Origin of the sequence: uncultured Marivita sp. (assembly GCF_947488135.1) — a bacterium.
GTDB lineage: Bacteria > Pseudomonadota > Alphaproteobacteria > Rhodobacterales > Rhodobacteraceae > Marivita.
Window position 1 is genome coordinate 135914 of the sequence record NZ_CANKYW010000006.1, and the last position, 14009, is coordinate 149922.

Genomic DNA, 14009 nt, shown 5'->3' on the forward strand with positions numbered 1-14009 from the left:
GTCTTACTTCCCTTCGATCGTCAGCGCTTCGTCAACGAGTGCTGCTTGCTGTGCTTTGTGTTGGCTGGCCAGACCTGTGGCAGGTGAGGCCGATGTGGCGCGACCCACATAGCGCGGGCGTTTGTGAGTGGCCTTGATCCGTCCGAGCACCCATTCGAGGTTCGGCTCCATGAAGGTCCAGCCGCCCTGGTTCTTCGGTTCTTCCTGGCACCAGATCATCTCGGCCTGCGGGAAGCGTTCCAGCTCCTTCACGGCCGAGATCGCCGGGAAGGGATAGAACTGTTCGAACCGTAGGATGTAGATGTCGTCGATGCCGCGGGAATCGCGTTCCTCGAGCAGGTCGTAGTAGACCTTGCCGGAACACATCACGACGCGCTTGATCTTGTCGTCATCGACCAGTTTGGTGTCCGAGTTGCCATATTGCGCATCGTCCCAGAGCACGCGGTGGAAGCTCGATCCGGTGGTGAACTCATCCGCCTTCGAGACGGCCATCTTGTGCCGCAGGAGCGATTTCGGCGTCATCAGGATCAGCGGCTTGCGGAACGAGCGGTGCAGCTGACGGCGCAGGATGTGGAAGTAGTTGGCCGGTGTGGAACAATTGGCCACGATCCAGTTGTCCTGACCGCATTGCTGCAAGAAGCGTTCCAGCCGCGCGGAGGAGTGTTCCGGACCCTGGCCTTCGTAGCCATGCGGCAGCAGGCAGACGAGGCCCGACATGCGCAGCCATTTGCTTTCGCCCGAGCTGATGAACTGGTCGAACATGATCTGAGCGCCATTGGCGAAATCGCCGAACTGGGCTTCCCAGAGCGTCAGGGCATTGGGTTCGGCGAGGCTATAGCCATATTCGAAGCCCAGAACCGCGTATTCCGACAGGGCGCTGTCGATCACTTCGTAACGCGACTGACCGTCCCGGACGTGGTTGAGCGGGTAGTAGCGTTCTTCTGTGTCCTGATTGATCAGGCCGGAGTGACGCTGGCTGAACGTGCCGCGTGTGCTGTCCTGACCGGCAAGGCGCACCGGGTAGCCTTCGGTCAGAAGCGACCCGAAGGCGAGCGCCTCGGCGGTGGCCCAGTCGAACCCTTCGCCCTTGTCGAACATCTCCTTGCGCGACTCGAGCAGGCGCGAGATCGTCTTGTGCACCGGGAACCCATCCGGGGTCCGGGTGAGGGCGTCGCCGATCTCGGCCAGGGTTTCCGGTGTGATCGAGGTCTTGCCGCGCTGGTACTTGCCCTGTTTCTGCCGATCCAGGTGCGACCAGCGGCCATCCAGCCAGTCGGCCTTGTTGGGGCGGTATTCCTTGCCGGCCTCGAACTCTTCGTTCAGGTGCGACTGGAACGCGGCCTTCATGTCCTCGATTTCGCCTTCGGGGATCAGGCCATCCTTCACCAGACGTTCGGTGTAAAGCGACAGGGTTGTCTTCTGCTGCTTGATCTTCTTGTACATCAACGGGTTGGTGAACATCGGTTCATCCCCCTCGTTGTGACCGAAGCGGCGGTAGCAGAACATATCGATGACCACGTCCTTGCCGAACTTCTGGCGGAACTCGGTTGCGACCTTGGCGGCGTGCACGACCGCTTCGGGATCGTCACCGTTGACGTGGAAGATCGGAGCTTCGACCACCAGCGCGTTGTCCGTCGGGTAGGGCGACGAGCGCGAGAAGTGCGGGGCGGTGGTGAACCCGATCTGGTTGTTCACGACGATGTGGATCGTCCCGCCGGTGCGGTGACCGCGCAGGCCCGACAGGGCAAAGCATTCGGCTACGACGCCCTGACCGGCAAAGGCCGCGTCGCCATGCAGCAGGATCGGCATGACCTTACGGCGTTCGGTGTCGCCCATCTGGTCCTGTTTGGCGCGCACCTTACCCAGCACAACCGGGTTCACCGCTTCGAGGTGCGACGGGTTCGCCGTCAGGGACAGGTGGACCGAGTTGCCGTCAAACTCCCGATCGCTGGAGGCGCCGAGGTGGTATTTCACGTCGCCCGAGCCATCGACATCTTCGGGCTTGAAGCTGCCGCCCTGAAATTCATTGAAGATCGCGCGATAGGGTTTGCCCATGACGTTTGCCAGAACCGACAGGCGGCCCCGGTGCGGCATACCGATGACGATTTCCTTCACCCCGAGGCTGCCGCCGCGCTTGATGATCTGCTCCATCGCCGGGATCAGGCTTTCGCCGCCATCAAGGCCAAAGCGCTTGGTGCCCATGTATTTGACGTGCAGGAATTTCTCGAAGCCTTCGGCCTCGACCATCTTGTTGAGGATCGCCTTGCGGCCCTCGCGGGTGAAGGCGATTTCCTTGCCGAACCCTTCGATCCGTTCCTTGAGCCAAGCGGATTGCTCGGGGTCGGAAATGTGCATGTATTGCAGCGCAAAGGTGCCGCAATAGGTGCGTTTGACGATATCAAGGATCTCGCGCATCGACGCGATCTGGAGGCCCAGAACGTTGTCGATGAAGATCGGACGATCCATGTCCGACTCGGTAAAGCCGTAGGACTTGGGGTCCAGCTCCGGGTGCGGCGTCTGTTCGCGCATGCCCAGCGGATCCAGGTCGGCGGCCAAGTGGCCACGGATGCGGTAGGCGCGGATGATCATCAGCGCGCGGATGGAGTCGAGCACGGCGCGCTGGATCGCATCATCGGTGACTTCGACACCCTTCTCCTGTGCCTTCGCCTTGATCTTGTCGCCCGCGCCTTTCGCCTCGGCGGGCGCGACGGGCCATTGGCCGTCAAGGGCTGCCGTCAGATCGTCGTTCGGGACGGGCGGCCAATCGGCGCGTGCCCAGCTTGGACCCGACGCCTCTTTCTTGACGCTGACATCGTCGTCGCCCAGCTGCTTGAAGAACGCCTGCCACGCCTCATCGACCGCGTTCGGGTCATTGGCATAGCGCGCGTACATCTGTTCGAGATACGCCGCGTTGTGCCCCTGCATGAAGCTGGAGGCGTGGAAGAGATCGTTGGAGCTCTGATCGGTCATGTTGGGTCCTCCGACCGGGTTGGATCTAGCAGCGGGAAAGAGGATCAAGGCGATCCGCCATCGCGCGGCTTTGCACAGGGCGCAGTGTTCGGTGCGCCCTGTGCAGGTGTTTATTTGCCAATCGCTTCCAGCACCGCCTCGCCCAAACCCGCCGGGCTTTCGGCGACAACGATCCCAGCGGATTTCATCGCTTCGATCTTGTCTTCGGCACCGCCCTTGCCACCGGCGACGATCGCGCCAGCGTGGCCCATGCGGCGGCCCGGAGGGGCTGTGCGGCCTGCGATGAAGCCAGCGGTCGGTTTCCAGCGGCCTTTCTTCTTCTCGTCGGCCAGGAATTGCGCTGCTTCTTCTTCAGCAGAACCACCAATTTCACCGATCATGATGATGCTCTCGGTTTCGTCATCGGCGAGGAACCATTCCAGCACGTCGATATGCTCGGTCCCCTTGATAGGGTCGCCGCCGATGCCCACGCAGGTGGACTGGCCAAGGCCAACGTCCGTTGTCTGTTTCACGGCCTCATAGGTAAGCGTACCCGAGCGGGACACAACCCCGACGCTGCCGCGACGATGGATGTGGCCGGGCATGATGCCGATCTTGCAGGCGTCGGGCGTGATGACACCGGGGCAGTTCGGGCCGATCAGGATGGACTTCGAGGTCTCCAGCGCGCGCTTGACCTTCATCATGTCCATGACCGGGATGCCTTCGGTGATGCAGCAGATCACGTCCATCTCGGCGTCGATTGCCTCGAGGATTGAATCCGCAGCGAAGGGGGGCGGCACGTAGATAACGGATGCATTCGCGCCGGTCTGGTGTTTGGCCTCGTGGACCGAGTTGAAAACCGGCAGGTCGAGATGGGTCTGACCGCCTTTGCCGGGGGTCACGCCGCCGACCATCTTGGTGCCATAGGCGATGGCCTGTTCGGTGTGGAATGTGCCTTGCGACCCGGTGAGGCCCTGGCAGATGACTTTGGTGTTTTCGTCGATGAGGACGGCCATGTTGTTGGCTCCCTTATGCGTTGACGTCCTTGAGAGACGTTGAATTGATGTCCTGCCCGGTGAGATCCACCGGGCTGCGCCGACCCGCCCCCACAGGGCGGCGCAACTGCGCCACCCCCCGGGTCGGCGCAGCCCTTTGCGCCCTTTCGCGGCATGTCGGCAAATGTGTCATTCCTTACCCCTTGACCGCCTTAACGATCTTCTGGGCACCATCCTTGAGGTCGTCGGCGGCGATCACGTCAACGTCGCTTTCGTTGATGATCTTCTTGCCCGCTTCGACATTGGTCCCTTCAAGACGCACGACCAGCGGCACCTTCAGGCCGACTTCCTTGACCGCGGCGACGACGCCCTCGGCGATCACATCGCAGCGCATGATGCCGCCGAAGATGTTGACGAGGATGCCTTTGACCTGCGGATCGGAGGTGATGATCTTGAACGCTTCGGTCACCTTTTCCTTGGTAGCCCCACCGCCCACGTCGAGGAAGTTGGCGGGCTCGGCCCCGTAGAGCTTGATGATGTCCATTGTCGCCATGGCAAGGCCCGCGCCGTTGACCATGCAGCCGATTTCACCGTCGAGCGCGATGTAGTTGAGGTCGTACTTGGACGCCTCGAGCTCTTTGGGATCTTCCTCGGTGGTGTCACGCAGTTCCGCGATGTCGGGGTGGCGGTAGATCGCGTTGCCGTCAAAGCCCATCTTGGCGTCGAGGCATTTGAGATCGCCTTCATCGGTGACGATGAGCGGGTTGATCTCGAGCATCTCCATGTCTTTTTCGGTGAACATCTTGTAAAGCGTGCCCATCAGTTGCACGCATTGCTTCACCTGCTTGCCTTCAAGGCCGAGGTTGAACGCGATGCGGCGCCCGTGGAACGGCTGATAGCCGGTCGCGGGATCGACTGAGAAGCTGAGGATTTTTTCAGGCGTGCTTTCGGCCACTTCCTCGATGTCCATGCCGCCTTCGGTGGAGGCGACAAACGACACGCGCGAGGTCTGGCGGTCGACCAGCAGCGCGAGATACATCTCGGTCTGGATGCCGGAGCCGTCTTCGATATAGATGCGGTTGACCTGCTTGCCGGCATCGCCCGTCTGCTTGGTGACAAGGGTGCGGCCCAGCATCTTCTTGGCTTCCTCAGCGGCTTCCTCGACCGACTTGGCAAGGCGGACGCCGCCTGCTTCGCCAGCGGACTCTTCCTTGAACTTGCCCTTGCCGCGGCCACCCGCGTGGATCTGCGCCTTGACCACCCAGAGCGGGCCGTCCATTTCGCCTGCCTTGGTCTTGGCCTCTTCGGCCTTGAGGACCACGCGGCCGTCCGACACCGGGGCGCCGTAGCTGCGTAGCAGAGCTTTCGCCTGATACTCGTGGATGTTCATCGGTCAACTGTCCCGTCTTTTGCTGCGATTTGTGGCGATATACGATGGTATACGATGCCAGTTTAAACGATTTTTTGCCGCACAGCGGCTTAGAAGGCGAAAAAGCGACAATTGTGATCACAGTCAAAAATCGTGTGATCACAAACCGATTGCAGATCGGAACTCGAATCGGGAGCTCTGTGCGACTTGAGCTATCAAGAGATGCCTTTCAAGGCATGAACGACGCAATGGCTGTGTGCCAGCGACAATTCCGACCCTTCCACGGGGTTCAGGATCCTTCGGATGATTTCTTCCGATACCAAGGGACTCAGCATTTCAGAAGGGCGGTCGTCACTATCATTCTCCACAGTCCGGAATTCGTCGGAGCCGATCCTGATGAGATACGTGACTTTTTCTGGCCATTGCCGAATTAACTTTGAAGAGACGACAAAAAAAGCCCGACAAAAATGCCGGGCTTGGTCAGTTCTTCGGTGTGTCGCGCCTTACGCCAGGCTCTCGTCGATGCCTTTGCACGCTTCGACCAGGCCTTTGACGGCGTTGACCGAGTTGTCGAACATGGCTTGCTCGTCTTTGGACAGCTTGATGTCGACGACCTTTTCGATGCCGCCCGCGCCGATGATGGTGGGGACGCCGACGTAGAAGCCGTCAAGGCCGAATTCGCCGTCGCAATAGGCCGCGCAGGGCAGAAGGCGCTTTTGGTCCTTGAGGTACGCTTCGGCCATTTCAATTGCCGAGGTCGCGGGGGCGTAGAAGGCGGAGCCGGTTTTCAGCAGGCCGACGATCTCGGCGCCGCCGTCGCGGGTGCGCTGGACGATGGCGTCGAGCTTTTCCTGCGTGGTCCAGCCCATCTTCACCAGATCGGGCAGGGGGATACCGGCAACGGTGGAGTAGCGTGTCAGCGGCACCATCGTGTCGCCGTGGCCGCCCAGAACGAAGGCGGTGACGTCTTTCATGGACACGTCGAATTCGAGGCTGAGGAAGTGGCGGAACCGCGCGCTGTCCAAGACACCCGCCATGCCGCAGACCTTATGCGTCGGCAGGCCGGAGAATTGCTGAAGCGCCCAGACCATCGCGTCGAGCGGGTTGGTGATGCAGATCACGAAAGCGTCGGGTGCGTTGGCGGCGATGCCTTCGCCGACCGATTTCATGACCTTGAGGTTGATGCCCAGAAGGTCATCGCGGCTCATGCCCGGCTTGCGGGGCACACCGGCGGTGACGATGCAGACGTCTGCGCCCGCGATATCGGCGTAGTCCTGCGTGCCCTTGAGCGACGCATCGAACCCTTCGGAGGGGCCGGATTCCGCGATGTCGAGCGCCTTGCCTTCGGGGGTGCCTTCGGCGATGTCGAAGAGAACGACGTCGCCCAGTTCTTTGAGTGCCACGAGGTGGGCGAGGGTGCCACCGATCTGTCCCGCGCCGATAAGGGCAATCTTGGGTCTGGCCATGGAATTTGTCTCCGGTCCGTTTTTGAATTTGCGCTGTGCTAGTCCGACTTGGGGCCTTTCGCAAGTGCGGCGGAGCGGCACGGTTCGGCTGGCGAAGGGCGGCGGGACGCGATATGTCAATGAAATCCCGTCGGAAAACGAGGCTTTCATGGACGCTCTGAGCTGGACAGTTTTTGCGATCGGCGTGCCTGCGGTCGTGTTTGCCGGGGTGTCCAAGGGCGGGTTCGGGTCCGGCGCGGCCTTTGCCAGTGCGTCGATTCTGGCGCTTGTGGTGGAGCCTGCCATCGCGCTGGGCATCATGCTCCCGCTTCTGATGCTGATCGACGTCGCAAGCCTGCCGGCCTATTGGAAAAAGTGGAGCTGGCCTGAAACGCGGCTATTGCTCTGGGGCGGAGTGCCGGGAACTTTTCTCGGGGCGCTGTTTTTCGGCTGGGCGGATGACGACGCAATCCGGCTGCTGATCGGCGGGATCTCTATCGGTTTCGTGGTCTGGCAATTGGCGCAAGCGGCCGGAGTGCTGCGGATCGGAGAGCGGCCGATGTCACCCACCGCAGGTGTGTCGGCGGGTGTGGCGCTGGGGTTTACCAGTTTCGTCAGCCACGCAGGCGGGCCGGTGGCGGCGGTGTATCTGTTGGGACGAAAGCTGAGCAAAACCGCGTTCCAGGCGACAACGGTGATCGTTTTCTGGGCGATGAATGTGCTGAAAGCGGGGATTTATGCCGCGATGGGCTTTTTCACGCTGGAGACGCTGACGCTCAATCTGGCGCTGGCACCGTTCGCGGTTCTGGGAACTTATCTGGGCGTTCGGGCGCATCATATCGTGCCCGAACGCGTGTTCTTTGGCCTGACCTATGTGCTGCTGACAATCACCGGGTCAAAGCTCATTTGGGATGCGCTGACCTAGGCGTCCTCGGCCGGGGTGGGCAGGGTTTCCGTCAGGCGCTCGAATGCCTGGCCGCTGGCAACAAGGCAGGTGAGGCCGGATGCGTTTGTGACGGTGATCGTCCATGTGCCGGTTTCGGTCGAAGCGAAAACCTCCACCATCGTGTTGTTCTGTGCGAGGCCAATGGACTGGCGCGCTTCGCCATAGGCGCTGGCCAATCGTTCAATCACCAGATCGCGCGGTGCGCAGTTTTGCTGGGCCTGTGTAAATGTCGTGGATGCCGCGAGTGCCCCGATCGCGAGTGCCGTCATCTTCCAGAAAGCCTGTTTCATCGCCTTACCCCTTTTCGGCTGTGATGGGGCAGAGCGTCCGGCGCGGGCCCTTAAATTTGGTTAACGGGGCGCGCGGCGTACAAGTGCGATGCTTTTTTCTGCGTTGCGGCAAATCAGGTGTTGCAGTTTTTGCAAAAGAATGTAGCTCTCTGGCGCAACATTATTTCGCAGACTCGCTCAGGAGACCGCAATGGACATGCGCAGCCGCCCCTACCGCTCGGTTCTATATATCCCGGGATCGAAGGACCGGGCGCTGGACAAGGCGCGGGGATTGCCGGTCGATGCGATTATCTTCGATCTCGAGGATGCGGTGGCGGTCGATGAAAAACCAGCCGCGCGGGCGACGCTGAAAAAGGCGTTGGCCGAGGGTGGGTATGGCGCGCGGGTCAAGATCGTCAGGATCAACGGGCTGGACACCGACTGGGGCCGGGCCGATGCCGAGGCCGTGGCGCAGATGGATTGCGACGCGGTGCTGTTGCCCAAGGTCGAATCCGTCGCGCAACTGGATGCGCTGGCCGAGATCACCGGCGACCTGCCGATCTGGGCGATGATGGAAACACCGCGCGGCATGCTGAACGCCGCCGAGATCGCGGCGCATCCAAAGATGGCTGGAATGGTGATGGGCACCAATGACCTGGCCAAGGAGTTGCAGACCCGGTTCCGTGCCGACCGTTTGCCGCTGCTGACGTCGCTGGCGATGTGCCTTCTCGCGGCCAAGGCCGAGGGGCTGGTGATCGTAGATGGTGTCTATAACGCGTTCAAGGATGACGAGGGGCTGAAAGCCGAGTGCGCGCAGGGGCGCGACATGGGCTTCGATGGCAAGACGCTGATCCACCCGGCGCAGGTGGACATCGCAAACACCGCCTTTGCGCCAGCGCCCGAAGAGATCGACCTTGCGCGCCGCCAGATCGCCGCGTTCGAAGAGGCCGAGGCGGCCGGGCAGGGCGTTGCCGTGGTGGATGGAAAGATCGTCGAAAACCTTCACGTTGCCACGGCGCGTGAAATACTGGCAAAAGCAGAGGCAATCGAAACCATCCAAACGGGGTAAGCCATGATGGGTCTTCTTGTTCTCGGACTGCTGATTTGGGTTGGCGCCCATATCTTCAAGCGCGTTGCGCCAGAGCAACGCGCTGCGATGGGCGACACCGGCAAGGGCGTGGTGGCCGTTGCGTTGTTGATCAGCCTTGTTCTGATGATCTGGGGCTATCGCGGAGCAGAGTTCATCCCTGTCTGGTATCCGCCAGCGTTCCTGACGCATGTGAACAACCTGCTGATGCTGATTGCGGTTTTCGTTTTCGGGATGAGCGCCACAACGGGGCGTCTACGCGGCAAGATGCGGCATCCGCAGCTGACAGCGGTCAAGATCTGGGCGGTGGCGCACCTTTTGGTGAACGGGGATGTGGCGTCGATCATCCTGTTCGGCGGGATGTTGGCCTGGGCGGTGCTCGAGGTGATCTTGATCAATCGCGCAGTGCCGGTCTGGGATCGTCCGCAGCCGGGTGAGGCGAAGAAGGATGTTCTTCTGGTCGTGATCTCGCTCGTCGCCTACGGCGTCATGACGGCAATCCACGCGTGGCTCGGCGTTTGGCCTTTTCCGGGGTGAGGCATGAAGATTTATAGATTTCTGACCGAAGACGACACGTCGGCCTTTTGCCACAAAGTGTCTCTCGCATTGAGCAAGGGCTGGGAGCTTTATGGCGATCCGACCTATGCGTTCGATCAGGCCAATGGCGTGATGCGCTGTGGTCAGGCGGTCACGAAAGAGGTCGACACCCCTTACAGTCCGGAGATGAAACTTGGCGAACAGTGACACACTCGAACGAAGCACGGTGCGGGGCGACGCGATGACGAAGACCAATCCGGGCCGCTTTTTCGAAGATTATTCGGTTGGACAGGTGATCCGACACGCAGTGCCGCGCACGGTGTCGGGTGGAGAAAGGGCGCTGTACCACGCTTTGTACCCGGCGCGTCATGCGCTGTATTCGTCAGATGTGTTTGCGCAAAGTTGCGGGCTACCATCTTCGCCGATCGACGATCTGGCGGCGTTTCACGTGGTCTTCGGCAAGTCGGTCCCGGATGTATCGCTGAATGCGGTGGCCAATCTGGGGTATGCCGAGGGCCGCTGGCTCACTCCGGTTTATGCGGGCGATACCTTGCGGTCTGAATCCGAGGTGATCGGGCTCAAGCAGAACTCGAACGGCAAGACGGGTGTCGTTTGGGTGCGGACGCGCGGTTTGAACCAGAACGACCAAGTGGTGATGGAGTACGTTCGCTGGGTGATGGTGCGCAAGCGCGACGCGGAGGCGGCGGCGCCCGAGACCGTGGTCCCCGACCTGAAGCCGGTGCTGGCGATCGAAGACCTGAGCATCCCGCGCGGGCTCGATTTCACGGATTACGATTTCGAACTGGCCGGAGAACCGCATCGCTGGGGCGACTACGAGATTGGCGAGACCATCGACCACGTGGACGGTGTGACCATCGAGGAAGCCGAGCACATGATGGCGACACGGCTTTGGCAGAATACCGCCAAAGTGCATTTCGACGCCACCTTCCGGCCCGATGGTCAGCGGCTGATATACGGCGGGCATGTGATCAGCATGGCGCGGGCGCTGTCCTTCAACGGGCTGGCCAACGCGCAGATGATTATTGGGCTGAACGGCGGGGCGCATGCGAACCCGTGCTTCAGTGGCACCACGGTGCGGGCGTGGTCGGAGGTTCTGGACAAGGCGGAAACGTCGGCCCCCGGCGTTGGCGCGGTGCGGCTGCGACTGGTGGCGACGTTGGCTGATGGCGCGTTCGAACTCAAGGGTGAGGACGGGAAGTACCTGCCTCATGTACTGCTTGATCTCGACTATTGGGCATTGATGCCCGTCTGACACGCGCGCCGGACTATTGTCATACAGTGAGCGATCTTCCGCGAAAAATCAGGGTTGCGCTAACATGATTCTCGGCGCGCACAATCTGTGATCACAGCTTTCCGACGTGTGATCACTAAATCAGAGAAAACTGGTCGCTTGCGCCAAAAAACCGCGCCTAATGTTGGTGGGTCGGCGTGACACGGCTTAGAAAAGCAATAGAAAGACTGTCAGGAACTGGAAAGGACTCAGATCATGGCTGACGTCAATCGGGGCAATCGTCCCCTGTCACCACACCTGCAAGTTTATCGCCCCCAGCTTACATCGATCACATCGATCCTGACGCGCATCACTGGCAATGCCCTGATTGTCGCGTCGCTGATGATTGTCTGGTGGTTGCTCGCGGCATCGACCGGGCCGGAATATTTCGCGGTCGCGAATGGCTTTGTGACAAGCTGGTTCGGCGATATCGTCATGTTCCTGTCGCTTTGGGCGCTGTGGTATCACACGCTCGCCGGTATCCGGCACCTGATCTGGGACAACGCGAAGATGCTCGAAATCGACCGGGCCGAGATGCTGGGTTGGATGGTGATCATCGGGTCCGGTGTTCTGACCGTTTTCTCTGTCGTCGTTCTTTGGTGAGGTGCGCAACATGGCTTTTCTGACTGATCGCAAACGCGCCATCGGATGGGGTGCTGCAAAATCAGGGACCGAGCATTTCTGGTCGATGAAAAAATCGTCCGTCGCGCTGCTGATCCTGATCCCGTTTTTCGTTTTCACGTTCGGAGGCATTCTCGGGTCCTCCTTTGAAGAGGTGCAGGCCTATTACGCGCGCCCCTTCCCGGCGATCATCGCGGGTCTGACGCTGATCGTCGGGTTCAAGCACTTCAATGACGGTTTCCAGACACTGATCGAAGACTACGTGCATGGCGTGTGGGAAAAGATCCTGATCCTTGGCATGACCTGCATCAGCTACGGCGCGGCCGCCGTCGGCGTCTTTGCAATCGCCAAAATGGCCCTTTGAGATATCGGAGCTAAACAGACTATGGCTGCTTACGAATACGAGACGCATGAATATGACGTCGTGGTCGTCGGTGCGGGCGGCGCAGGGTTGCGCGCCACGCTGGGGATGGCGGAACAGGGTTTACGCACCGCGTGCGTGACCAAGGTGTTCCCGACCCGGTCGCACACGGTGGCGGCACAGGGCGGCATCGCGGCGTCGCTGTCGAACATGGGACCGGACCATTGGCAGTGGCATATGTATGACACCGTCAAGGGCTCGGACTGGCTGGGTGACACGGACGCGATGGAGTATCTGGCCCGCGAAGCGCCCAAGGCGGTGTACGAGCTCGAGCATTACGGCGTGCCGTTCTCGCGGACCGAGGAAGGCAAGATTTACCAGCGTCCGTTTGGCGGGCACACGACCGAGTTCGGTGAAGGCCCGCCCGTGCAGCGCACCTGTGCCGCCGCCGACCGGACCGGCCACGCGATCCTGCACACGCTCTATGGGCAGTCGCTCAAGAACAACGCGGAATTTTATATCGAGTACTTTGCCATTGATCTCATCATGTCAGACGACGGCGCTTGCACCGGCGTTGTCTGCTGGAAGCTGGACGATGGCACGATGCACGTCTTCAACGCGAAGATGGTGGTGCTGGCGACGGGTGGCTATGGCCGCGCCTATTTCAGCGCGACGTCAGCGCATACCTGCACCGGTGACGGTGGTGGCATGGTGGCCCGCGCGGGTCTGCCGCTTCAGGATATGGAGTTCGTGCAGTTCCATCCGACAGGAATCTATGGCTCGGGTTGCCTTATCACCGAGGGCGCGCGCGGGGAGGGTGGTTACCTCACCAACTCCGAAGGTGAACGGTTCATGGAGCGCTATGCGCCGAACTACAAAGACCTGGCTCCGCGCGATTATGTGAGCCGGTCAATGACGATGGAGATCCGCGAAGGCCGTGGTGTTGGTGACGAGGCGGATCACATCCACCTGAACCTGTCGCACCTGCCGAAAGAGGCTTTGGCCGAACGTTTGCCGGGCATTTCGGAATCGGCCAAGATCTTTGCCGGTGTCGATGTCACCAAGGAACCGATCCCGGTTCTGCCCACGGTGCACTACAACATGGGCGGTATCCCGACGAACTATTGGGGCGAAGTGCTGAACCCGACGAAGAAAGACCCGAACGCGGTTGTTCCCGGCCTGATGGCCGTGGGCGAGGCGGGCTGTGCGTCGGTGCATGGCGCGAACCGGCTTGGGTCGAATTCGCTGATCGACCTGGTGGTCTTCGGCCGCGCCGCGGCGATCCGTGCGGGCAAGGTTGTGGACCGCGACAGCGCAGTGCCGTCGACCAACACGGCTTCGGTGGACAAGGCCTTCGACCGCTTCGACGGGTTGCGCAACGCCAAGGGTACTGTGCCGACGGCGGAACTGCGGCTTGAGATGCAGAAGACGATGCAGGCTGACGCGGCCGTGTTCCGGACCTCAAAGACGATGAAAGAAGGTCTCGACAAAATGGTCGCGATCGCGGGCAAGATGGATGATCTTCAGGTCACGGATCGCAGCCTGGTCTGGAACTCCGATCTGATGGAGACATTGGAACTGGCCAACCTGATGCCCAATGCTTTGGCAACAATTGCCGGGGCCGAGGCGCGCAAGGAAAGCCGCGGCGCCCATGCGCACGAGGATTACACCACACGCGACGATGAGAACTGGCGCGTCCACACGATTGCGCGGGTCGAGGGCAACAAGACCGATCTCAGCTATCGTCCTGTCGTGACCGATCCGTTGACCACCGAAAAAGAGGGCGGCATCGCTCTCGAAAAGATCAAACCGAAAGAACGGACGTTCTGATGCGCCTTGCGCTCGCCTCTGCACTGATCCTGGCTGGTTGCACCGTGCAACAGCAGGATCAGCTTGCACGCGACGCAGCGCGATCGGCAATCACGCCCGTGCTGGTAGACCGGTTCCCCGGTGTTCCGCTTGAGCCAACCTTGAACTGCGTGATCGACAACGCGAGCGCGGTGCAAATCCGCGCGCTCGCGTTGGACAGTGTGACCGGGCCGACGGAAAGCACAGTTCAGATCGTGACGGACATCGTCTCGCAGCCCGAGACACTCACATGCCTGGCGGCCCAAGGCTTGCCAGCTTTGCTTCGCTAAG

Annotated in this window: 14 protein-coding genes; 9 read left to right on the forward strand and 5 right to left on the reverse strand. The window is 60.9% G+C overall.

What is annotated here, in order from left to right; translation table 11 throughout:
* Positions 1 to 3: 3 nt before the first annotated feature.
* From Q1B16_RS16550 to mdh, 4 genes are all read right to left on the reverse strand, one after another.
* Positions 4 to 2970 carry a 2-oxoglutarate dehydrogenase E1 component gene (locus Q1B16_RS16550; RefSeq protein WP_299791275.1) on the reverse strand — a complete coding sequence of 989 codons (2967 nt, stop codon included), beginning with the start codon at positions 2968 to 2970 and terminating at the stop codon, positions 4 to 6.
* Between the two features lie 110 nt (positions 2971 to 3080).
* On the reverse strand, positions 3081 to 3965 hold the full coding sequence (sucD, locus tag Q1B16_RS16555; protein WP_299791278.1) for a succinate--CoA ligase subunit alpha: 885 nt from the start codon (positions 3963 to 3965) through the stop codon (positions 3081 to 3083).
* A 175-nt stretch (positions 3966 to 4140) separates the two neighbouring features.
* Positions 4141 to 5334, reverse strand: coding sequence for an ADP-forming succinate--CoA ligase subunit beta (gene sucC / locus Q1B16_RS16560; RefSeq protein WP_299791281.1), 1194 nt, complete (start codon positions 5332 to 5334; stop codon positions 4141 to 4143).
* A 482-nt stretch (positions 5335 to 5816) separates the two neighbouring features.
* A complete protein-coding gene (mdh, locus tag Q1B16_RS16565; RefSeq protein ID WP_299791283.1) occupies positions 5817 to 6779 on the reverse strand; it encodes a malate dehydrogenase in 963 nt (320 codons plus the stop codon).
* Positions 6780 to 6927: 148 nt separating this feature from the next.
* Here mdh and Q1B16_RS16570 point away from each other — a divergent pair, with 148 nt between their 5' ends.
* The gene (locus Q1B16_RS16570) at positions 6928 to 7683 is read left to right on the forward strand and encodes a sulfite exporter TauE/SafE family protein (protein ID WP_299791285.1); all 756 of its coding nucleotides are present in this window, start codon (positions 6928 to 6930) and stop codon (positions 7681 to 7683) included.
* Here the strand turns inward: Q1B16_RS16570 and Q1B16_RS16575 are convergent.
* The gene (locus Q1B16_RS16575) at positions 7680 to 7994 is read right to left on the reverse strand and encodes a hypothetical protein (RefSeq protein ID WP_299791288.1); all 315 of its coding nucleotides are present in this window, start codon (positions 7992 to 7994) and stop codon (positions 7680 to 7682) included. The genes Q1B16_RS16570 and Q1B16_RS16575 overlap by 4 nt on opposite strands.
* A 190-nt stretch (positions 7995 to 8184) precedes the next feature.
* Here Q1B16_RS16575 and Q1B16_RS16580 point away from each other — a divergent pair, with 190 nt between their 5' ends.
* The 8 genes from Q1B16_RS16580 to Q1B16_RS16615 all read left to right on the forward strand — a co-directional run bounded on the left by Q1B16_RS16580 (position 8185) and on the right by Q1B16_RS16615 (position 14008).
* Complete coding sequence (locus tag Q1B16_RS16580; RefSeq protein ID WP_299791291.1) at positions 8185 to 9042, forward strand: CoA ester lyase; 858 nt, start codon at positions 8185 to 8187, stop codon at positions 9040 to 9042.
* A 6-nt stretch (positions 9043 to 9048) separates the two neighbouring features.
* Entirely contained in the window at positions 9049 to 9597 is a 549-nt protein-coding gene (locus Q1B16_RS16585; protein ID WP_299791607.1) for an NnrU family protein, read from the forward strand.
* A gap of 3 nt (positions 9598 to 9600) precedes the next feature.
* Positions 9601 to 9804, forward strand: a complete 204-nt coding sequence (locus Q1B16_RS16590; protein ID WP_299791294.1) for a DUF1737 domain-containing protein — start codon at positions 9601 to 9603, stop codon at positions 9802 to 9804.
* A complete protein-coding gene (locus Q1B16_RS16595) occupies positions 9791 to 10870 on the forward strand; it encodes a MaoC family dehydratase (protein ID WP_366140160.1) in 1080 nt (359 codons plus the stop codon). The genes Q1B16_RS16590 and Q1B16_RS16595 overlap by 14 nt, the downstream gene beginning before the upstream one ends.
* A 234-nt stretch (positions 10871 to 11104) precedes the next feature.
* Positions 11105 to 11491, forward strand: a complete 387-nt coding sequence (gene sdhC / locus Q1B16_RS16600) for a succinate dehydrogenase, cytochrome b556 subunit (RefSeq protein WP_299791296.1) — start codon at positions 11105 to 11107, stop codon at positions 11489 to 11491.
* A gap of 10 nt (positions 11492 to 11501) precedes the next feature.
* Entirely contained in the window at positions 11502 to 11873 is a 372-nt protein-coding gene (gene sdhD, locus Q1B16_RS16605; protein ID WP_299791299.1) for a succinate dehydrogenase, hydrophobic membrane anchor protein, read from the forward strand.
* A gap of 21 nt (positions 11874 to 11894) precedes the next feature.
* The gene (sdhA, locus tag Q1B16_RS16610; RefSeq protein ID WP_299791303.1) at positions 11895 to 13700 is read left to right on the forward strand and encodes a succinate dehydrogenase flavoprotein subunit; all 1806 of its coding nucleotides are present in this window, start codon (positions 11895 to 11897) and stop codon (positions 13698 to 13700) included.
* Complete coding sequence (locus Q1B16_RS16615; protein WP_299791306.1) at positions 13700 to 14008, forward strand: hypothetical protein; 309 nt, start codon at positions 13700 to 13702, stop codon at positions 14006 to 14008. The genes sdhA and Q1B16_RS16615 overlap by 1 nt, the downstream gene beginning before the upstream one ends.
* The last annotated feature ends 1 nt before the right edge of the window (position 14009 follow it).